This window comes from Bacillus sp. HU-1818, assembly GCF_022695965.1.
Lineage (GTDB): Bacteria > Bacillota > Bacilli > Bacillales > Bacillaceae > Bacillus > Bacillus atrophaeus.
This window is the reverse complement of sequence record NZ_JAAPBE010000001.1, coordinates 119,123-141,013: the sequence shown is the minus strand read 5'-3', so window position 1 is coordinate 141,013 and position 21,891 is coordinate 119,123. Positions and strand designations below refer to the sequence as shown.

Below are 21,891 nucleotides of genomic sequence, written 5' to 3'. Positions count from 1 at the left end.
AATGCGGAATACAGAAGACATTCTTTGCAAAATGCTATTAGCGCAATTACAGTCCATAGGATTTTTCTCAGAAACAAAATCCCAGCCGATCTTGCGGGATTTCTATGGCAGATGGTTTGAGGAGAGCTTATCAATTTTGGTGCGAAACCATTTTCTTCAACAAGCTGGTGATGCATATGTACCAACGCAATCAATAGAGAATTTGAATGTACTGTGGAAGGAATGGGATGAAAATAAAGCCGCTTTGCTTCAAGACAGCAATATGAAAGCCATGGTGGTGTTAGTGGAGACTGCGCTCAGAGCTTTGCCGGATATTCTTACCGGCAAAGTATCTGCCACCGACGTGTTGTTTCCCGATTCCTCCATGGACCTGGTCGAAGGAGTGTATAAAAACAATCAAGTCGCAGACTATTTTAATGATGTGCTTGCGGACACCGTTTTAGCCTTTATGCAAGAGCGGCTGAAACAAGAGCCCGGCGCAAAGGTGCGAATGTTAGAAATCGGGGCGGGAACAGGCGGTACAAGCGCTTCTGTTTTTGAAAAATTGAAAGTGTATCAGAGCCATGTAAAAGAGTATTGCTATACGGATCTCTCTAAAGCATTTTTGATGCATGCGGAAAAAGAGTACGGGCCGGAGAATCCTTATTTGACATATAAAGTATTTAATGTGGAAGAGCCTGTTGCTGAACAAGGCATAGAAACAGGCAAATATGACGTGGTCATAGCGGCGAATGTCCTGCATGCGACGAAAAATATCCGCCAAACCTTGCGGAATGCTAAAGCGGTTTTGAAAAAGAACGGTCTGCTTTTGCTGAATGAAATAAACAGCCATAATTTATACTCGCACTTAACGTTTGGTCTTTTGGAGGGCTGGTGGCTGTATGAAGATCCCGAACTGCGTATCCCGGGCTGCCCTGGTTTATATCCAGAGATGTGGCAAAAAGTATTAGAGGGTGAGGGCTTCCGTCATGTCTCATTTATGGCTGAAGAATCGCACCAGTTGGGCCAGCAGATCGTAGCGTCCGAAAGTGACGGAGTGGTCCGGCAAAAGCAGCCAATAGAACATGAAAAACAAAAGGTGCAACAACAAAAAGCAGATCATCCGCAAGAAAAAACGGAAGACCGCGAAGAAGAGTCGATCACGGCGCAAACGATACAATTTGTAAAAGAAACGTTAGCGAAATCGATTAAGCTGTCTCCGGAACGAATAACGACAGATACAACGTTCGAGAAGTATGGAATCGATTCAATTCTGCAAGTGAACTTTATTCGAGAGTTAGAAAAACTGACAGGTGATCTTCCTAAAACGATTTTATTTGAGCACACGAACATCCAAGAACTTGTCGATTATCTCTTAACGCAGCATGCTGACAAGCTGAAAAAGCCACTGGTGGCAGAAAAGAAAGAACCTTCCAGGAAGGAGGCTCCGGTTCAAACGGAGTCTTCAAATCCTGCACCGCCGTTTGCTCATAAAACGCGCCGTTTCGCAAATGAGCGGGAGATCATTCGCACCCCTCAAACAGCCAAGACAAATACTGCTCTTTTCGAAACAGCGGGTAAGGAACAGGCCGGCGGCTCAAAAGAGGAGACGTCCGCGCATTCTAGTTCAGAGGATATTGCGATTATCGGCATAAGCGGCCGTTATCCTATGTCCGATAATCTGGAAGAGCTTTGGGAGCATTTAAAAGCCGGAGACAATTGTATTACAGAATCTCCTGAATCAAGGTGGCGCACATCACTCATTAAGACTTTATCGAAAGACCCGTTACGAAAAAGTGATAAAAAGCGTTATGGCGGATTTTTAAAAGACATCGACAAATTCGACCATCATCTATTTGAAGTGAATGAAAATCAAGTGATGGAAATGACGCCGGAACTTCGGTTGTTCTTGGAAACCGTCTGGGAAACATTTGAAAGCGGAGGCTATTCTCAATCCAGGGTAAATGAGCTGCACGACACAGAAACCGGAGTAGGCGTCTTTATTGGAAACATGTATAATCAGTATTTTTGGAATATCCCGTCGTTAGAACAAGCGGTGCTGAGCTCCAATGGGGGAGACTGGCATATCGCAAATCGAGTGTCTCACTTTTTCAATCTGACCGGGCCGAGTATGGCCATCAGTTCCGCTTGCTCGAGCTCCTTAAGCGCCATTCATCTTGCCTGTGAAAGCCTGAAACAGAAAAGCTGCTCAATGGCCATAGCAGGAGGGGTTAATTTAACGCTGGATCTCTCCAAGTACGATTCATTGGAGCGTGCTAACCTTTTAGAAAACGGAAATCAAAGTAAGAGCTTTGGCGCAGGAACCGGCTTAATACCAGGAGAAGGCGTCGGCGCCGTGCTGTTAAAACCTCTTTCCAAGGCGATTGAAGATCAGGACCATATTTACGGGGTCATCAAAAGCAGCTTTGCCAACCATAGCGGCGGCCGCCAGATGTATACGGCTCCCGACCCGAGGCAGCAAGCCAAATTAATTGCGAAGTCCATTCAGCAATCCGGAATTGACCCGGAGACAATCGGGTATATTGAATCAGCGGCAAACGGATCAGCGTTGGGAGATCCGATTGAAGTCATCGCGCTTACCAACGCTTTTAGTCAATATACGGATAAGAAACAGTTTTGCGCAATGGGTTCCGTTAAATCCAACCTGGGGCATTTGGAAGCGGCTTCCGGCGTTTCCCAGCTGACGAAAGTTCTTTTACAGATGAACAAAGAAACGCTGGTGCCGACGATAAACGCAAGTCCAGTAAATCCGAATATTCATTTGGAAAAGACAGCATTTTACCTACAGAAACAAGCGGAGCCGTGGCATCGGTTGAAGGATTCCGAAACAGGAAAAACACTGCCTAGAAGAAGCATGATTAATTCCTTCGGCGCGGGCGGGGCCTATGCGAATCTCATTGTGGAAGAATTTATCGGCGCTACTCCCGAGAAGAAAGCAGCTTCTCATCAGCAGGAATATCTCGCTGTTTTTTCAGCGAAAACGAAATGGAGTTTGCTCAGCTATCTAGAAAAAATGCGCTTATATTTAGAAAAAAATGTTTCAGCTGATATTGGACCGGTTGTAAGGTCTTTACAAAGGATCAATCATCATTTAGAACATAGAACTGCATTTGCGGTTTCATCGGTGCAAGAACTTATCGAAAAACTAAAGATCTTTCAAACATCAAAAGAGAGTTCAATCTATGAGGGGATTTATACATCTTTCGATTTACAACCTGGTGCTGTTCTGCCAGATGTTAAAACAAAAGATACAAGAAAGCTGGCACAAGAATGGGCAGCAGGGGCGGCAATTCAATTTGATCAAATGGATCAAGGCAGCGGTTCTGACTGGATCGACCTGCCGCGTTATGCGTTCGACCATCAGGCAGCATTTTATTTTGATGAATCGATACAATACGGGCGGAATGCGGATGTTGCATGTAAGGAAAAATATCACGCGGTTCATGATTCGTACGTATATGATGAGCCTTACGTGAAAGGGCATGTATTTAATAAAGAACACGTACTTATAGGAGCAACGTATGGAAGTCTTGCCATTGATGCTTTTTTTGAAATGTTCCCTGAAGCAAACAGCGGCCGCATCAGTAAATTAAATTATGTAACTCCTGTAGCAGTGAAAGAAGGCCAAACAATTGATCTCAAAGCGGAGGCGTTCCAAAAAGAAAACGCAACAGATGTACAAATATTGTATCGTGATCAAATATCTGATTCCTGGAAGCATGCCGCATCTGGGCAATGTCAAAAAGGCCTTTTTCAAACAAAGAAAATTAACATTAAGAGCATCAAACACTCGTTTACCGAACTTCCGCACATCGATCAGATGTATTCAAGCGGCAAGGGAGTCGTGGAATGGGGAGAGATATTCAAGACCATTACCCGCCTGTATAAAGGAAATGGCTCCATACTTGCAAAAGTGCGTTTAGATCAAAACGCAGAAAAAATACATCGTTATGCTGTAAGCCCGTTGATCACCAACAGCGCTTACTTGGCAATGCTCAGTTTAGTAGAACAATTAGAAATAGAAGGCAGTTTTTTACCATTTGGAATCAATGAAATTGAATTTAACAAGAATACTAGAATGGAAGAATGCTGGCTGCTGATTACCTTAGTTAAAAATTCCGGCGAAATGCTGATGTTTGATGTTGATGTGATCAATGAAGCATCTGAGACGGTACTGCACTACTCAGGTTACTCTTTAAAGCGATTCCGTTTGACTGATCAAGAAAGCAAGATAGAAGAACATGCCGTTCCATATGAAAAGCAGGCAGATAATCCGAATCATCTGACGGACCGCATCCGCACCTACGTAACGGATAAATTGGCTGTGATCATAGACGATCCTTCCAAACTGTCTCTTGCAAAGGTAAATGTGATGGATTTAGGAATAACATCTTCCCAATTGATTGCGTTGACAAGAGAGATCGAATCCGAGACAAAGATCGAATTACAACCTACGCTGTTTTTTGAGTATCCGACTGTTCAAGAGCTTACCGATTTTTTTGCGAAAGAACATGAAAGGTTCTTTATTCAATTGCTTGGCGATACCAAACAGCAGAAGAAATTCTTTGATATGAACGAAACTAAAGTGAAACATACTCAAACAAATGACAGACAGACGAAAGAAACAACAGCACCTGCGGCTGAAGGCATAGCCATTATCGGCATGTCGGGGCAATTCCCGAAAGCAAACAATGTAACGGAGTTTTGGGATAACTTGGCCCGCGGAAGAAATTGTGTTTCGGAAATACCGGAAGAACGCTGGGATTGGCGCGAATACAGCGGAAATTCTAAAGAAGAAAAGACAAGTCTTCAATGGGGCGGATTTATAGAAGGTATTGGTGAATTTGACCCGCTGTTCTTTGGCATTTCACCCAAAGAGGCAGCGAGTATGGATCCACAGGAGTTTCTGTTACTGACACATACATGGAAGGCGATGGAAGACGCCGGCATTACAAGTCAAACATTATCTGACCGGCCGACAGGCGTTTTTATTGCAGCCGGCAATAGCGATAATACAAATGCAGCCATGATTCCTTCGTTAATACCGAACCGTATTTCTTATGTACTGAATTTGAGAGGTCCAAGTGAATATTATGAAGCTGCCTGTTCGTCAGCACTTGTTGCCTTACACAGAGCCATTCAATCTATTCGGAATGACGAATGTGAGCAAGCCATTGTGGGTGCCGTGAATTTGCTGCTTTCCCCAAAAGGCTTCATTGGCTTTGATTCAATGGGGTACTTGAGTGAGGACGGGCAAGCCAAGTCTTTTCAAGCAGAAGCAAAGGGTTTTGTCAGAAGTGAAGGAGCAGGGGTGCTCTTGATCAAACCTTTACGAAAAGCCATTGAAGATTCCGACCATATTTATACGGTCATTAAAGGGACAGGTGTATCACATGGCGGCAGAGGGATGTCGCTGCACGCGCCTAATCCGAACGGAATGAAGGATGCTATGCTGAAGGCTTATCAAGGATCAAAAGTAGATCCCACAACAGTGACTTATATAGAAGCGCACGGGATTGCCTCGCCTTTGGCGGACGCCATTGAAATCAATGCGCTGAAATCAGGCTACAAACAGCTGGAAACAGAGCAGATACAGGAATTTCAAGAGGAAACACCATGTTATATCAGCAGCTTAAAGCCTTGTATTGGACACGGTGAACTTGTCTCAGGCATGGCTGCTCTCATGAAGGTCAGCATGGCGATGCAGCATGCAACCATACCGGGAATTCCCGGATATACCTCTCCAAACGATCAGGTATCAATTGATGGGAGCAGATTCCAGCTGACAGAGGAGAACCATAAATGGGAAGAACGAAAGGATCATGCAGGCAGAACAATCCCGCGCAGAGCGAGTATTAACAGCTACGGGTTCGGAGGTATAAATGCGCATGTGGTCTTAGAAGAATATATCCCTTCTCATGAAGAATCACCAGTAGACGAGATTGTAAATGCACCTCAAATTGTGGTCCTTTCTGCTAAGAACCAAGACCGGCTTCAAGCGGTTGTTCAACAAATGCTTGGCTACGTAAAACAGCAAAATGAGCTTTCATTAAAGAATTACGCCTATACACTGCAAGTCGGGCGTGAGGCGATGAATGATCGGCTGGCATTGGTGATCAGCAGCAGAGATGAATTGATTGCAGGATTACAAGATTGCTTGAAAGCTATGAAAGAAGAACGAAAACCGCAAAGCGCTATCCCTGTTTTTACGGGGAATTCCAAAGAGGGCTTCTCAGATATCGGCACCTTGCTTGAAGGGACATTGGGAGAAGTTGTGATGCAGACTCTTTTGGCAGAAAATAATCTTGAAAAAATCGCTTTCTGCTGGACAAAAGGAGCGGAAATCCCATGGGAAAAACTCCAGCAAGGAAAAGGTGCACACAGAATTTCCTTACCCGCTTACCCTTTTGAAAAACGAAAATGCTGGAACGGATTTAATAAAAAAGAGGAAAGTGCACGTGCTTTTTCAGATGAGGATGTACATGATCATCAAGAAGGCAGCTTCATTCAAATCCTATCCGATCTATTAGGAATGACACCGGGGGAAATAAGTCCTCATACGCCTTTACAAGAATACGGGTTTGATTCTATCCTTTGCATCCAATTATTACAGCAATTGCAAACGGATATTGATCCTTCAGTCACTCTGGCTGGGCTGCAAGCATGTGAAACCGTACAGGATATGATGAATCTGATAGCAGAAAAACAGGATAAATCATCGTCGGACCATCCGGGCAAGACCATCCGCCGACAGTTTCCGGAATTGATCCAATTAAATGATAGTCAGCAGGGGCGTCCTGTATTTTGGTTTCACGGAGGAGTAGGCGGGGTCGAGATTTATCAGCAATTTGCGGGAAAAAGCCAGCGTCCTTTTTATGGAATTCAAGCCAGGGGGTTTTTGACAAACCGTGATCCTTTACATGGAATCGAAGACATGGCTTCCTATTATATAGAGATCATCCGAGCCGTACAGCCGGAGGGCCCTTATGACGTAGGCGGTTATTCCTTAGGCGGAGTGCTGGCTTATGAAATCACACGCCAGCTGCAAAAAGCAGGACAAACGGTGAAAAGCATTGTCATGGTCGATTCTCCATACAACCCAGAATATAAAGAAGATAAACCTGCTTTGAAAACATCAATGCTTCAAACAATGAATACGATGCTGGCATCGGTTGCTCAGCCGGAAAAGCTAACTGACATTCTCATCAGCCGTGAAGAAGTAAATGTAACCGCAGAAGATGAAGACTTTTTAAAAGAACTGATTGGCTTGGCAAGACAACGGGGATTGAACAAATCGGAAAAGCAAATACGCACTCAGATTAAGCAAATTGTTAAAACTCAGCTCGCTTATGAAGTCGAGGAATACACAGTGCAGCCGCTGCCTGATCCTGAAGCGTTAAAATGTTATTATTTCCGTAACAAAAGCAGGTCATTTCTTGGTGAATTAGACGTTTATTTCACCCTCTCTAATGAAGAAATACCATTAGACCATGCAGGGTATTGGGAGGAGTGGGAGCGGCAGATTGCTCAATTCCATCTATTAGACGTCAATTCCTCTAATCATTTAATGATGTTATCTGAGCCCAAACCGTCTAAAGCTATTCTAGAGTTTTGTGAAAAGCTATACTCAAACAGAGGTGTAGTAAACGCGAATTATCTTAAGGCCTTCAGAAAAAAACTCGAAAACGCCAATGACGAAAAAGCCGATGAACTGGTGAAGCGTTGAGGAAGGTATGACTATATAAAAAAACCCCTTTAAAAGGGGGTTTTTTTAATGAATTATCCACAGCAATCCGCCATGTTCATCTTGCAATAATTAGCTGTGGTGGGAAAGCGAGTTTTTCTTTGCAAGTGAAACCGGCAGGATTTCTAGCCCTCTTAAAAAGGCGTTTTTTCTCCATTTCATTTCATCAGATGCAACTGCAAGCTCGATATGCGGAAACCGTTTAAGAAGCGCATTAAAGGCAATTTGGCCTTCCAATCTGGCAAGCGGGGCCCCTAAACAGAAATGAATGCCAAAGCCGAAAGAGATATGACGATTCGGAGATCTTGAAATATCGAATTTTTCTGGATTTTCAAAACGCTCAGGATCACGATTGGCAGAGCCGATGCCTATAAAAATCATGTCTCCTTTTTTTATAGAATGTCCTTGGTATGTGAAGTCCTCGATTGCCCACCGATTCGCCATCATGACTACCGGAGCGGTATATCGCAGCAGCTCTTCTACGGCCGTGCCTATCATGTCGGGATGCTGCTTTAGCTTCTCCAATTCCTCTCTGTGCTGGAGCAAGGCGAGGGTGCCCGATCCAAGCAGGTTGACGGTCGTTTCAAGGCCGGCCACAACCAACAAGAACAGCATCGAATAAAGCTCTTTTTCGCTTAACTTGTGCCCATCCTCTTCAGCATGCACCAGTTTGCTGATCATATCGTCTTTCGGGTGTATCCTTCTTTCTTGTATCAGCTTGCCGATATAGTCTTTAAATTCCCTGAGTGATTGGTTGGTCTTCTCCTGGTTGCCCTCTGAAGTGTCTACCATAGCGTTGGTCCATACCTGAAATTGTGAACGATCCTCTTCCGGTATTCCCATCATTTCAGAAATCACGATAAAAGGTAATGGAGACGCAAAGGATTTCATAATATCCGCTTCATTCTCTTTTTCCATGTCATCTAATAAACGTTCGGTTATTTGTTCGATGCTGGTACGCAAATTTTCGATGATGCGGGGGGTAAAAGCTTGGTGAACCAGTGACCTTAAACGAGTATGATCAGGCGTATCCTTTGCCAGCATATGATCTGATACAAAGTCGATATCATCGCTTACATTAAGCTTCTTAATCTGTTCTTTGCTCATCACATTCTTTACGTCTCTGGTAATTCGATTGTCCTTTAGAAATGCCATACAATCATCGTAACGAGTAATTAACCACGCCCGATATGTAACGCCGAAACGGTGTAATTCAAAGTGATGAATAGGATCGTGCTCTCTAAAATGGCCCAAAACTGTAAAAGGATTTTCGTGAAACTCTGAAGAGTGCGCATTAAAAACCAATTTTTCCATCTTAATTCTCCTCGCCTTTCATTTTAAAAGACACCCAAAACAAAATGATATCATTCGATATCAGACCAAATATCCTATGTGAGCCTTACGCATGTCCCGCATCGGCACGGACAGGTATAGGCATATGACCCCCTTACTAAAGTCACATATCGTTCAGGCTGTTGAAAACCTTGGACAGCCCGTTATGTTTAAAACTATATATCTATTTAAGAGGGCATTCAATAGTTTGTTTCAAAAAAATGACTGCGCATCCATTTTCATATAACACCATAAAAAGAAGCGCCTTTGAAAGTAATCAAAGGCGCCAATAAGTCAGGGTACAGATGTCAGTTCTGTTGAATATCAATGGTATAGACTGCGCGATCTGTCAAAACCTTCAGTCCTCCGTTTTCCTGATGAATGTGAATACTACCCGATAAAGGGATCTCATAAGCATTTTCTGGGAGCGGCACGTTGCCTTCTTCAGTAAAAGTAGTTCCTTTTCCTTCGAGAACCAATTCATCATTTGCTACGTAGTCATCAGGATGCTTAGTGCTGCGTATGGCCACTTCATTAAGGTGAAGAACAATCTGATCCAAATCTGAAATCTCGTCTTGGTTATTGGTCAGTTCGCCTTTTCTAATATCAAGCGTCTGTCCGATCTGCGCTTTCAGCCATTCGGAAAGCTCAGTGCTAGTGAGTGTCATCAGCGATTCCTCCTTTTTATCTATACGATACTATTCCCAATTATTTTGCGTTTTACACGAATAGATGCCTGATGAGGCTCAGAATAACCGCTCTAATAGAACCTAAATATGTAATGTTTACGTACAGCTCCTTTGAAAAAATAAAAAACACTGCAAAATCTGTCTCTTTAGATTCAGCAGTGTGTAATAGCTTATAATGAAAGGTTATTCGCCAGGAACGGAATTCTCTGCGTTTACAGCGCCGGCACCGTAAATATTCGGATCATTGTCCGACCATTTATCTGCGCCGCTCTTGAGAAGTTCTTTTACTTCATCAGGGGTAAGTTCCGGATTGTGTTCGAGGATTAAAGCGGCAATTCCCGCGCAAATCGGTGTTGCCATTGAAGTCCCTGACATTGTAAAATACTGCGTCCCCACACGGCTCGACTTTTGCAGCTTATCGATATATGACCGCGGGGAGCGGAGGGAGACAATATTGACACCGGGCGCCAAAATATCGGGCTTTTCTTTTCCATAGACCGTCGGTCCGCGGCTTGAGAAGGAAGCGACAATATCATCTTCACGGCTCACCGTATCATTATCGTCCAATGCGCCGACTGTAATGACTTTTTCGCTTACACCCGGACTTGAAATGGTCTGTGGATCAGGTCCTGAGTTTCCGGCGGCGACACAGACCACAATGCCTGCGTTCCATGCTTCTTCCACTGCTTTGACTAAAGGATCATCAAGCTCATTATCGTAGCGGAGCGCTTCACCGCCAAGGGACATACTGATGATACGAATGGGTTCCTCAGGGTTGTCTTCATTATATTGGATACACCATTCCACACCCTCAATGATTGCCGCTAACGTACCTGATCCTTGCTTATTTAACACTTTAACGCCAATAAGGTTGGCCTCAGGAGCCGGACCGCGGTACTTGCCTGAAGAAGATGCGCCGCTGCTTGCAACATCACCCGCGCAATGGGTGCCGTGGCCATTATCATCATATGGCTCGGTCTTTTGATTGACAAAATCGGCAAATCCTTTTATTCTGCCCTCTAAATCAGGATGCTCATAAATTCCGGTATCCACTATAGCAACGGTGACGCCTTTTCCGGTCAATGCTTGATTGTTTCTGATGACTTCTTTCGCATGGCTGGCTTCAGTTGCTGTGTCAAGAAGCGCTTTAACCTCACGATTTAAATAAACTTTGCGGATATCATTGCATTGAGAGAGAAGAGCATGTAAAGCTGAAGGCGTTACCTCTGCACTGCAGCAATTGATCTTGTGAAAGCGATGCTTTAATGTACAACGCTTTTCATTTTGTAAAATGTCTCCTGTCGCTTGATAACCCGTTTCATGACAGCCTTCCTCAAATTCTATGATCACTGACATCTTTTTTCGATTTCTCAATTTCGTCTCAAAAAATTGATGTAAAAAACATGGCGTCCATTTAAAAGGTTTGTATAGCTGCAAAACGTTCTCACGCAACGGCCAATCCAGCTTATGAGCGTTTGCCCTCACCATTTGTACCATAGAGTAACCAAACATCATATGATTCCTCCTAATAGAGTTTCTCTGTATACTCTATGAATGGAGGAGCTCTTTTGTAAGTTTGTTTGTCCTTCTTGGAATCGGACAAGAGCGGTTTTTAATGGCTGATTTTTTTACTATAAGGAAATAGTACGCTGGCGGGCCGCAAAATATGGTTTTAGTTTGAGGGTTGAATAAGAACGTTTGTTCCTGTATGATGTGAGAAAAAAAGAAGGAGCTAAAAAACGCATGAACATTCTGATAAAACGCTCTATAGAAGAGCAGGTTCCGATTGATATAATATATATGAAAAAAGACGGTTCAATTTGTAAAAGAACAATCATTGTGAAACATCGAAACAGCCATGATATAAAAGCCTTCTGTTGCACTAAAAAACAGATGAGAACGTTTCTTTTAGATTCCATTCTCTCTTGCGCGCCTGTTCAAAAAAAGAAGCAATTTCTTCGTTTTGCCAATTAATATAGGCTGTCGGTTATAAATAGACAGCCTATTTATAAAAATAGTTCCCATATATCTTTTAAAATCAGCCTGCTTTTCACCAAGAACCTAGGAGGTGTGGGTATTTATTCCTTTTCTTCATTTTTTATCCCAACTTTTTTCACTGTTATAAGCTGATAGACACCCCCAACTGTGACAATCAATTGATTTTTAGAAACCGGGAAATTTTTCACTGATGATAACGGGTATACAATGGTAAGATAAAACCTATTGACTAAACCTCATATAATGAACCGTGCCATTCTTTTAGGAAGGAGACGAACATGAGAAGAATCTTACTTAATGTCATAATCATTGTAGCAATGGTCCTGTTAATAAGATGTGTTCATTATGCATCAGAACCGGAACCCTCGAATCAGCCTGATAAATATGCGGATTTTAGAAGCTTAGAGGCGAATGAAAACCCTGAGGACTATAACATCGAATATAACGGGAAAAAAGGAAGCCGTGTGTTAATTATGTCACCGCATGGAGGCAGAATTGAAGGCGGTGTAAGCGAGCTTGTCCGTTTTTTTGATATGGAATACTCTACATATCTTTTTGAAGGTTTAAAGTCACATGATAACCAGACACTGCACATTACCAGCACTAACTTTGATGAGCCGACAGCCGAGGAGAAAATCAAACAGCACCAATACATTATCGCCTTTCACGGATATAAAGGAGACGATAAGAATACACTTGTAGGCGGAAGCGACCGCAAGCGGGCGAAAATGATTGTAAAAGCTCTTGAAAATAGCGGTTTTTCTGCAGAGTTGGCCTCCTCAAAGACCGGTCTGGCAGGACTGGATGCAAACAATATCAACAATCAAGGTAAAACGGGGCTGAGCATCCAGCTGGAGATCAGCAGAGAACAGAGAGAAGCATTTTTTGATGATTTTAACTATCAGGAAAGAAAATATACGAAAACATCGGAGTTTTATCGCTATGCCAGAGCAATCAGAAGAGTGATTGACGAGGAGTATTCTTAAGTGCCGTCATTTTAGATAAAATAATTGAGATTTGTCCTCGGTGCGTACCTTATCAAGCAAAATAGAGGACAATTTTCAAAATCATCAGTAGACTGAAAAAAGAAACAAAAAGGAGGATACAGCACATGGCAGATCATCATTTTTATTTAAAAGCACAATGGCCGGGGAAGCGTAATGATGTCGGCACGATAGAAAGCGGAAATCTCATGACATCTATTTCGATTCCAAAGGAAATGGACGGACCGGGGCAGGGAACCAATCCTGATGAAATGCTTCTTGGCGCAGCCGCTACCTGCTATATTATTACGCTCGCAGCCATGATGGAAAGAAGCGGACTTGAAAAAGAAGATCTGCATATGGAGTCAGAGGGTATTGTTGAAGTCAAAAACGGAATTTTTACGTATAAAACAATTATTCACCGCCCTGTTATTTTGCTGAAGCCTGATGCTTCGCAAGCTGATTTGGCGCTCGCGCATAAGCTTGCGGAAAAGGCGGAGTCCTCTTGTATGATTTCGCGTGCAGTTCAGGGGAACGTGGAATTGAAGCTTGAAGCTTCAGTAAGAGCTTCGGGGAAATAATGGGTTCAAACGGTCAGTGTAAGACCGTTTGTTCTTTTTTTGCCGATTTTGACTTGTTAAGCAGAACAACCCCGGCTATTACAAGGGTAAGGCCAAGTATCCCTTTCATGCTGATGGTTTCGCCAAAAAGCAAATAACCGATGATAGCGGTCAGCGCTGTACCGATGCCTGACCATGTGGCGTATGCCGAAGATAAGTCAATCGTTTTAAGTGACATGCTTAAAAAAGTGAAGGCGGATGCAAATCCTGCTCTATTACTCCGATGCTGGGTCCGATTTGAGTAAAGCCTTCAGACAGTTTCAGCATTGTGCTGCCAAATACCTCTGTGATAATTGCCGCAGCTAAAAAAATCATTCCTTTCATAAAAACACCGCCTTTTTTACCAATTTAATAACACAACTCCCGATATTAATAACAGAATCCCGGCAATTCCTTGTTTATTCAGCTTCTCTTCAAACCACTTTGCTCCGATAACCGCTGTCAGCACCGTGCCCGCTCCGCTCCAAGTGGCGTATGATAAGCCGAGAGGTATATGGTTTAATGTCAGCGACAGCATATAAAAGGCAAGTGAATAACCGATGATGACGAACATGATCGGCTTCCAGCGGGTGAAGCCATGAGAGACTTTCAGCATGGCAGCACCCATTGATTCTGATAATATAGCAATTGCGAGGAAGGTGTAACCTAATATCATATAAAATCCTCCTCTATTACATTCATTAAGCGTTTGAGCAAAAGCGCTTTTTCTTTTTGTTGCAACGGTTCCAGCTGAAACATTTCTGAAAACCAGATTCCGTCACAGACAAGCCGGATCAGGTGTGACGTCGCAGGGTCAGAAATTTCTTCATCTGCCTTTTTTTTAAATTCTGTATAAAATGTTCTCCATGGCCTCAGCAGCTCTTCGTTGAAAGACATGGTCGCAAGCATACTTGTGCACAGTTGAACTGTATTTTGGAGTTCAAGATCGTCAAGCGTCGCCAAAACAAACGATTTGACGAAAACTGCTTTATCAGACTGCAAATTTTCTTGATGATGATCCAGTAAGTTCTGAAAGTTTGATATTGCGTATTCATTCATTTCGTTAATAAGCTCTTCTTTACTTGAAAAATGATAAAGGAGCCCGGCTTTTGTCATGTTTGCTTCTTTCGCTACACGGCTCAAGGTTAAATGCTTTAATCCTTTTTCAGTAATTGTCTTAGCTGCTGCTTCAAAAATTTCTTCTTTTTTTGACATAAAAAAAACACCTACTTTACTTACCGGTTAGTAAAGCACATGATATATGATGTTATTTTATGAGTCAAGAGATTCATCTTACCTCAAATCTGGACGTTAAAAAAGACCCCTTTTTAAGGAGTCTGCTTTTTTTAATAGTAATATGGATACGGGGGATACGGATAATAAGGATATCCTCCGTAACCATACGGATTAAGCAAAGCGCTTCCCACTAGGCCGCCAACAAGCCCTCCGATAAACGGACCGCCATAAAACCCAAAACCGGGACGTCCGAAGCCATAACCGAAACCAGGTCTGCCAAACCCAAATCCAGGTCTTCCGAAACCAAAACCAGGTCTTCCAAATGGTCTCATATCACTTTGTGGTGAATAATGCTGTATTTCATTCATAATTAAGGCACCTCCGATAATAAAATAAACTTTAGCTGATACCAGAGTATTCAGCCTATACCGATTTGATTGGGCGTTTTCACCAAAAGGGAAATTAAAGAAAGGAGTGAGCCGCTTTGGGGCTGTACCAATCTGACTGGTCAAAAGCTCCCCCGCACGTTCATGCTTATCAAGCAAAAACGAATGTGGTGGAAGGGCACTATCACCTGATTGAAGGATTCTCACAGCCAGAGAACGGAAGCAATACGGATAGGCATACGCATTATTATACGGGGATTACGTCTTTTGATAACGGCCATTTTCACCGCTACTATGGCATTTCCGGGCCAGCTATCCCGAGATCGGACGGGACGCATTATCATGAAATAAAAGAAACCACTTATCTCGCCTACAATGAACCGATAAAAATACAGTACGGCGGCGTTGTGTATGATCCGAGAAACAACGGGAGAAAGACGCATAGACATGAAATGAAGGGGCGAACGCGGGAAATAGTAGGCAATGAACCGCTCGGCTGGTAAGACGTTTACCGCGTCAGAAAAAGGGCAAAATGAATAGGTGGTTGAATATATGAGTAGTGTTATAATGGGGGGAGATTTGTAAAAGAGAGTGATGTGCAGTGAAAAAGACAAAACAGCCCGTTGTCATTCTGGTCGGACCGACGGCAGTGGGAAAAACAAATTTAAGTATACAGCTTGCTAAAGCGTTAAATGCCGAAATTATCAGCGGAGACTCGATGCAGATTTATAAAGGCATGGATATCGGCACGGCAAAGATTTCTGAGCGGGAGATGGAGGGTGTACCTCACCATTTGATTGATATCCTTTATCCATCTGAGCCTTTTTCAACCGCTGATTACCAAAGATTGGTGAGATCTAAGATCAAAGAGATCAGTGAAAGAGGAAAGCTTCCCATGATTGTCGGAGGGACGGGTCTGTATATTCAATCGGTTCTGTATGATTATACATTTACGGAAGAAGCGAACGATCCCGCTTTCCGCAAAAAAATGGAGGAAGCGGCTGTTCAGGAGGGCGCTGAAGCCCTTCACGCCAGATTGGCCGCGGCCGATTCTGAAGCTGCAGCTTCGATTCATCCGAACAATATCAGAAGAGTGATCCGCGCCTTAGAAATTTTACATACGTCAGGCAAAACGATGTCACAGCATTTAAAAGAGCAGAAACGCGAACAGCTGTATCATTCAGTTATGATCGGCCTTACAATGGACAGAGAAGCGCTTTACGAGAGAATTAATGAGCGGGTGGATATTATGATGGCAGCGGGTCTCGCTGATGAAGTCAAACGGCTTTACAATCAAAATCTGAGAGACTGCCAATCCATTCAGGCGATCGGCTATAAGGAACTGTACGCATATTTTGACGGAATTGTGACACTTTCGGAAGCTGTCGAGCAATTAAAACAAAACTCCAGACGGTATGCTAAACGCCAACTGACATGGTTTCGCAACAAAATGCACGTCTCTTGGTTTGATATGACGCCGCCTGTCGATGCCGCGCTGAAGGAAAAGGAAATTTTCACACATATAGCAGGAAAACTTGAACTTTGATCGAAACAGTATGATATAGAGAATCAAGGAGGACAAAACATGAAACCGATTAATATTCAGGATCAGTTTTTGAATCAAATCCGAAAAGAAAATACGTTTGTTACTGTTTTTTTACTAAACGGCTTTCAGTTGCGCGGCCAAGTGAAAGGCTTTGATAACTTTACGGTATTGCTTGAAACCGAAGGAAAGCAGCAGCTTATATATAAACATGCCATCTCTACCTTCGCCCCGCAAAAAAACGTCCAGCTTGAACTCGAATAGAATCATGAAAAAAGGCCATTTTTCAGGGCCTTTTTTTTATGCCCGGCGGAACATTTTTTATATTCATACGTATAGGTATGCCATAATGGGAAAATCGTAAAGACGGGGGATGGGAGAATGTTGATGGAAAGTGAAACAGAACTGAGAAGAATCAGGATTGCGCTTGTGTTTATTGCTGTATTTTTATTTTTCGGAAGCTGCGGAAATCAAGAAACTGTGGTCGAAACCGATCATGGTGATTATGAAATCCCGCAAACAAGCTCATTTCCGCTGGATCATAATCATTTTGGTGTTGTCGAGGACGGAACGGTCAAAATATATAAGTATGATGAATCAAAGAACGAGGTAACACTAAAAAAAGAATGGCTATCCGATGAGCTTGAATAATTTTCACAAGCATTCAAATTTACAAAGCGGACCGATGCCGCTAAACTAAGTACTGACATAGATCATGCAGAGGGTGAGAATATGAAACACAAGGTTATTATCAATCATTGGGAAGAAACCTGTGAGGATGATTCCTGTTATGAATATGGCACAAGCATTATTGTAAACGGCAAGGAACTGATCAGAGAAGCATCTATTGCGAGCGCCCTGAAAGCAGTCTTAGAAGAAATCGGCGCTGACGCAGAAATTGAAGAAACCGTTGAAAGCGAATGTTGTGATTCTTACAAAAAATAAGAAAAAAAATCTAGACTACTAAGCAGTTTTTTTTCGTGTTATGATATACATCGGCTTAAAAATGACCCTTTCGAGTAGGACGAGAGACGATTCTCGTTCTGCTCTCTTTTTTGGGCGTATAAGGAGCCGGGCAAAGGTCCTGAATAGAGAAAATATGAACTTTTTATAAAAACGAATCTATATATTGTGTTTTTCGGATGTGATAGTATACTATATATAGTGTTGGGAGATAAGAGATTCATAATTTGTAATAGGTCGTGATAAAGCATGGTTCAAATCATATTCGATTCGAAAACAGGGAATGTTCAGCGTTTTGTGAATAAGACAGGGTTTCAGCTGATACGTAAAGTGAATGAAGCTGACTATCTGGACACTCCGTTTGTTTTAGTAACCTACACGACAAACTTTGGACAAGTGCCGGCTTCGACACAGTCATTTCTCGAAAAAAATGCCCATCTTCTATTAGGAGTCGCAGCAAGCGGCAATAAAGTGTGGGGCGATAACTTTGCAAAAAGTGCCGACACCATTTCAAAACAATATCAGGTGCCGATTTTGCACAAATTTGAACTCAGCGGCACATCGAAAGACGTTGAATTGTTTACTCAGGAGGTAGAAAGAGTTGTCACAAAACCAAGTGCCAAAATGGATTCAGTTAAATAATGAAATCATGATCCAAAAGGACGGGAAATTTCAGTTCGATAAGGATAAAGAGGCTGTACATAGTTATTTTGTGGATTATATCAACCAAAATACAGTGTTCTTTCACGATTTAAAAGAGAAGCTAGATTATCTGGTTGAAAACCAATACTACGAAGAAGAGTTCCTAAGCCTCTATTCATTTGCAGATATTAAAGAAGTGTTTAAGACAGCTTACGCGAAGAAGTTCCGTTTTCCTTCCTTCATGAGTGCGTTTAAATTCTATAATGACTATGCGTTGAAAACGAACGACAAGAAAAAAATCCTTGAACGCTATGAGGACAGAATATCAATCGTTGCGCTGTTCTTTGCCAACGGTGACACAGAAAAAGCGAAAGATTATGTGCGTTTAATGATTAACCAAGAATATCAGCCGAGCACACCGACATTTTTAAATGCCGGAAGAAAGCGCCGCGGAGAACTTGTGAGCTGCTTCCTATTAGAAGTCAATGACTCACTAAACGATATCTCGAGAGCGATTGACATTTCCATGCAGCTTTCTAAACTGGGCGGAGGCGTGTCTCTCAATCTGTCGAAGCTGCGTGCCAAAGGCGAAGCGATTAAAGATGTTGAGAACGCGACAAAAGGTGTTGTCGGCGTCATGAAGCTCCTTGATAACGCGTTCCGTTATGCAGATCAAATGGGACAAAGACAAGGATCTGGAGCCGCATACCTAAACATTTTCCACCGGGATATCAATGACTTTCTTGATACGAAAAAAATCTCGGCTGATGAAGATGTGCGTGTAAAAACACTCTCTATCGGCGTTGTCATCCCGGATAAATTCGTTGAGCTTGCGAGAGAAGATAAAGCGGCCTATGTGTTCTATCCGCATACGATCTACAAAGAATACGGGCAGCACATGGATGAAATGGACATGAATGAAATGTACGACAAGTTTGTCGACAATCCGCGTGTGAAAAAAGAAAAAATCAACGCGCGCAAATTGCTTGAAAAACTTGCGGTGCTGCGCTCAGAATCAGGCTACCCGTACATTATGTTCCAGGATAACGTCAACAAGGAGCATGCGCTGAACCACGTGTCCAAGGTGAAGTTTTCCAACCTTTGCTCTGAAGTTCTTCAAGCGTCACAGGTTTCATCTTACACAGATTACGATGAAGAAGATGAAATTGGCTTGGATATTTCCTGCAACCTGGGATCGCTTAATATTTTAAATGTAATGGAACACAAATCAATTGAGCGCACGGTGAAGCTTGCAACCGATTCTTTAACCCATGTGTCTGAAACGACAGACATCCGCAACGCGCCTGCTGTAAGACGCGCAAACAAAGCCATGAAATCAATCGGGCTCGGCGCCATGAACCTTCACGGCTATCTCGCCCAAAACGGCATTGCTTATGAAAGCCCTGAGGCCAGAGATTTTGCGAACACGTTCTTTATGATGGTCAATTTCTATTCCATCCAGCGTTCTGCGGAGCTTGCGAAAGAAAAAGGCGCAACGTTTGAGCAGTATGAAGGTTCATCCTATGCAACGGGGGAATACTTCGATAAATATGTCTCAAACGATTTCTCACCGGCGTATGAAAAAATCGCAGCCCTGTTTGAAGGCATGCATATTCCGACAATTGAAGACTGGAAACAGCTGAAAGCGTTCGTCGCTGAGCATGGCATGTATCACAGCTACAGATTGTGCATAGCGCCGACCGGTTCAATTTCTTACGTGCAATCAAGCACAGCGTCCGTGATGCCGATCATGGAACGGATAGAAGAAAGAACATACGGAAACTCAAAAACGTATTATCCAATGCCGGGCCTTGCATCAAACAACTGGTTCTTCTATAAAGAAGCGTATGACATGGACATGTTCAAAGTGGTGGATATGATTGCGACGATCCAGCAGCATATTGACCAGGGAATCAGCTTTACACTGTTCTTGAAAGATACGATGACAACCCGTGATCTAAACCGGATTGATCTGTATGCCCACCATAGAGGCATTAAAACCATTTACTATGCAAGAACGAAAGATACTGGGCAAGACAGCTGCCTTTCTTGTGTTGTTTGATTAAAGGAGAGTTTATAGTGACGAAAATTTATGACGCAGCAAACTGGTCAAAGCATGAAGATGATTTTACCCAAATGTTCTATAATCAAAATGTGAAGCAGTTCTGGCTTCCGGAAGAGATTGCTTTAAACGGCGATCTCCTCACTTGGAAGTACCTTGGGAAAAACGAACAAGATACTTATATGAAGGTGCTCGCCGGACTTACTCTTCTTGATACCGAGCAGGGAAATACGGGAATGCCGATCGTGGCCGACCACGTAGAGGGCCATCAGCGCAAAGCGGTGCTGAACTTTATGGCCATGATGGAGAATGCGGTGCACGCAAAATCGTATTCCAATATTTTTATGACACTTGCGCCTACTGAAACCATCAACGAAGTGTTCGAATGGGTTAAACAAAATAAATTTTTACAGAAAAAAGCTCAAATCATTGTCGGCCTTTATCAAAGCATTAAAAAAGATGATGAGATTTCATTATTCAAAGCCATGGTAGCGTCGGTTTATCTGGAAAGCTTTTTGTTCTACAGCGGGTTCTATTATCCGCTATACTTCTACGGACAAGGAAAGCTGATGCAGAGCGGAGAAATCATCAACCTGATTCTGCGCGATGAAGCCATTCACGGCGTATACATCGGACTCCTTGCACAAGAAATATACAATAAGCAGCCCGAAGAGAAAAAAGCTGAGCTGCGCGAGTTCTCAATTGAACTATTGGAACAGCTTTATGAAAATGAACTTGAATATACAGAGGATCTGTATGACCAAGTCGGGCTGTCACACGATGTGAAGAAGTTTATCCGCTATAACGCGAATAAAGCACTTATGAACCTCGGCTTTGATTCTTACTTTGAAGAAGAAGAAATTAATCCGATCGTCTTAAACGGATTAAACACAAAAACAAAATCACATGACTTCTTCTCGATGAAGGGGAATGGCTATAAGAAAGCTACGGTGGAGCCGATTAAAGATGACGACTTTTATTTTGATGAAAAAGAGCAGATATAATATCTGCTCTTTTCGGCTTGATGATGTGAACAGGAGGAAAACGAAAAATGGGAAAAATGGATGAAGTTATTTTAGTTGCCCCGCGGGATGAAGTATTTAAGAAAGAAAGCTTAACCTTCCAAGGCGTAAACAGTGAAGACGAACGTATCACTGAAATCATGGCGCAGATTGAGGCGCATTATCGTGAAATGAGAAGGGGAGATGCTGAAGAAGATCCGCTCTTCAAGCAGCCGATTCCTTACGTAGTCATTACACGCGAAGATGAAGTGTTTGTTTATGAACGGCTTGTAGGCGGAGGAGAGGCGCGTCTGCACAATAAACTTTCGCTTGGCTTTGGCGGCCATATGAATCACATTGAAGGGGCAGCATCATTTTCGGAAGTGTTAAAACTAAACACTGACCGCGAGCTGGATGAGGAGCTTCAAATCAATGAAGAAGATAAACTGAAGATCGTCACACTCGGTTTAATCAATGATGACGAAAACAGTGTCGGTAAAGTGCATATCGGCATCCTTTCAGCGCTTCAATTGAAATCAGGAGCACATGTGGAAGTCAAAGAAAAGGAACAAATTGCAGGCAAGTGGATGAGCATTTCTGAGTTAAAACAAGAAAGTGTTTACAGCCGGCTGGAAACGTGGTCGCAGTTTGTCGTGGATATTTTAGAATAGAAAAACCCGGTTCCTCCTTTAAAGAGAGGGACCGGGTTTTTT

Annotated in this window: 19 protein-coding genes and 1 pseudogene; 13 read left to right on the top strand and 7 right to left on the bottom strand. The window is 42.8% G+C overall.

The features are described 5' to 3' along the window. The first annotated feature begins 1 nt into the window (after window position 1). Complete coding sequence (locus tag GXP75_RS00760) at window positions 2-7,726, top strand: beta-ketoacyl synthase N-terminal-like domain-containing protein (protein WP_242555953.1); 7,725 nt, start codon at window positions 2-4, stop codon at window positions 7,724-7,726. Window positions 7,727-7,816: 90 nt separating this feature from the next. Here GXP75_RS00760 and GXP75_RS00755 read toward each other — a convergent pair whose 3' ends face one another. From GXP75_RS00755 to aprX, 3 genes are all read right to left on the bottom strand, one after another. Beyond that, a complete protein-coding gene (locus tag GXP75_RS00755) occupies window positions 7,817-9,058 on the bottom strand; it encodes a cytochrome P450 family protein (RefSeq protein ID WP_242555952.1) in 1,242 nt (413 codons plus the stop codon). A 326-nt stretch (window positions 9,059-9,384) separates the two neighbouring features. After that, window positions 9,385-9,744, bottom strand: a complete 360-nt coding sequence (ymzB, locus tag GXP75_RS00750) for a protein YmzB (RefSeq protein ID WP_061670824.1) — start codon at window positions 9,742-9,744, stop codon at window positions 9,385-9,387. A gap of 204 nt (window positions 9,745-9,948) precedes the next feature. Further along, on the bottom strand, window positions 9,949-11,277 hold the full coding sequence (gene aprX / locus GXP75_RS00745; RefSeq protein WP_214915329.1) for a serine protease AprX: 1,329 nt from the start codon (window positions 11,275-11,277) through the stop codon (window positions 9,949-9,951). Between the two features lie 231 nt (window positions 11,278-11,508). Between aprX and GXP75_RS00740 the strand changes: the two genes are divergently transcribed. The 3 genes from GXP75_RS00740 (at window position 11,509) to GXP75_RS00730 (ending at window position 13,327) form a co-directional block, all read left to right on the top strand. Then, window positions 11,509-11,739 carry a WYL domain-containing protein gene (locus GXP75_RS00740; protein ID WP_061571627.1) on the top strand — a complete coding sequence of 77 codons (231 nt, stop codon included), beginning with the start codon at window positions 11,509-11,511 and terminating at the stop codon, window positions 11,737-11,739. Window positions 11,740-12,041: 302 nt separating this feature from the next. Beyond that, a complete protein-coding gene (locus tag GXP75_RS00735) occupies window positions 12,042-12,749 on the top strand; it encodes a poly-gamma-glutamate hydrolase family protein (RefSeq protein ID WP_061571628.1) in 708 nt (235 codons plus the stop codon). Between the two features lie 125 nt (window positions 12,750-12,874). Beyond that, a complete protein-coding gene (locus GXP75_RS00730) occupies window positions 12,875-13,327 on the top strand; it encodes an OsmC family protein (protein ID WP_242555951.1) in 453 nt (150 codons plus the stop codon). 13 nt (window positions 13,328-13,340) lie between these two features. Here the strand turns inward: GXP75_RS00730 and erbB are convergent. The 4 genes and pseudogenes from erbB to GXP75_RS00710 all read right to left on the bottom strand — a co-directional run bounded on the left by erbB (window position 13,341) and on the right by GXP75_RS00710 (window position 14,949). Continuing rightward, window positions 13,341-13,690 (bottom strand): annotated as a pseudogene (gene erbB, locus GXP75_RS00725) (SMR family multidrug efflux transporter EbrB). Window positions 13,691-13,706: 16 nt separating this feature from the next. Beyond that, complete coding sequence (gene erbA, locus GXP75_RS00720; RefSeq protein ID WP_003328822.1) at window positions 13,707-14,021, bottom strand: SMR family multidrug efflux transporter EbrA; 315 nt, start codon at window positions 14,019-14,021, stop codon at window positions 13,707-13,709. After that, window positions 14,018-14,560: a TetR/AcrR family transcriptional regulator gene (locus GXP75_RS00715; protein WP_214914451.1), complete on the bottom strand. Its 543-nt coding sequence runs from the start codon at window positions 14,558-14,560 to the stop codon at window positions 14,018-14,020. Before GXP75_RS00715 ends, erbA begins: the two co-directional genes overlap by 4 nt. A 131-nt stretch (window positions 14,561-14,691) precedes the next feature. Then, entirely contained in the window at window positions 14,692-14,949 is a 258-nt protein-coding gene (locus GXP75_RS00710; RefSeq protein WP_106045019.1) for a hypothetical protein, read from the bottom strand. Between the two features lie 116 nt (window positions 14,950-15,065). Here GXP75_RS00710 and GXP75_RS00705 point away from each other — a divergent pair, with 116 nt between their 5' ends. The 9 genes from GXP75_RS00705 (at window position 15,066) to GXP75_RS00665 (ending at window position 21,849) form a co-directional block, all read left to right on the top strand. Continuing rightward, window positions 15,066-15,470 (top strand): YmaF family protein, encoded by a 405-nt coding sequence (locus GXP75_RS00705; RefSeq protein ID WP_242555950.1) that lies wholly within the window; start codon window positions 15,066-15,068, stop codon window positions 15,468-15,470. Window positions 15,471-15,568: 98 nt separating this feature from the next. Further along, the gene (miaA, locus tag GXP75_RS00700; protein WP_242555949.1) at window positions 15,569-16,513 is read left to right on the top strand and encodes a tRNA (adenosine(37)-N6)-dimethylallyltransferase MiaA; all 945 of its coding nucleotides are present in this window, start codon (window positions 15,569-15,571) and stop codon (window positions 16,511-16,513) included. 39 nt (window positions 16,514-16,552) lie between these two features. After that, window positions 16,553-16,774, top strand: a complete 222-nt coding sequence (gene hfq / locus GXP75_RS00695; protein WP_010788684.1) for an RNA chaperone Hfq — start codon at window positions 16,553-16,555, stop codon at window positions 16,772-16,774. A 120-nt stretch (window positions 16,775-16,894) separates the two neighbouring features. Continuing rightward, window positions 16,895-17,161 (top strand): YmzC family protein, encoded by a 267-nt coding sequence (locus tag GXP75_RS00690; RefSeq protein WP_061571841.1) that lies wholly within the window; start codon window positions 16,895-16,897, stop codon window positions 17,159-17,161. A gap of 81 nt (window positions 17,162-17,242) precedes the next feature. Next, window positions 17,243-17,455: a hypothetical protein gene (locus tag GXP75_RS00685; RefSeq protein WP_003328814.1), complete on the top strand. Its 213-nt coding sequence runs from the start codon at window positions 17,243-17,245 to the stop codon at window positions 17,453-17,455. Window positions 17,456-17,722: 267 nt separating this feature from the next. Beyond that, window positions 17,723-18,115: a class Ib ribonucleoside-diphosphate reductase assembly flavoprotein NrdI gene (gene nrdI / locus GXP75_RS00680; RefSeq protein ID WP_242555948.1), complete on the top strand. Its 393-nt coding sequence runs from the start codon at window positions 17,723-17,725 to the stop codon at window positions 18,113-18,115. Continuing rightward, window positions 18,075-20,177: a class 1b ribonucleoside-diphosphate reductase subunit alpha gene (nrdE, locus tag GXP75_RS00675; RefSeq protein ID WP_106045023.1), complete on the top strand. Its 2,103-nt coding sequence runs from the start codon at window positions 18,075-18,077 to the stop codon at window positions 20,175-20,177. The genes nrdI and nrdE overlap by 41 nt, the downstream gene beginning before the upstream one ends. Before the next feature lie 17 nt (window positions 20,178-20,194). Next, window positions 20,195-21,181, top strand: a complete 987-nt coding sequence (gene nrdF, locus GXP75_RS00670; RefSeq protein ID WP_003328811.1) for a class 1b ribonucleoside-diphosphate reductase subunit beta — start codon at window positions 20,195-20,197, stop codon at window positions 21,179-21,181. A gap of 47 nt (window positions 21,182-21,228) precedes the next feature. Then, on the top strand, window positions 21,229-21,849 hold the full coding sequence (locus GXP75_RS00665; RefSeq protein WP_010788688.1) for a hypothetical protein: 621 nt from the start codon (window positions 21,229-21,231) through the stop codon (window positions 21,847-21,849). Window positions 21,850-21,891: the final 42 nt, after the last annotated feature.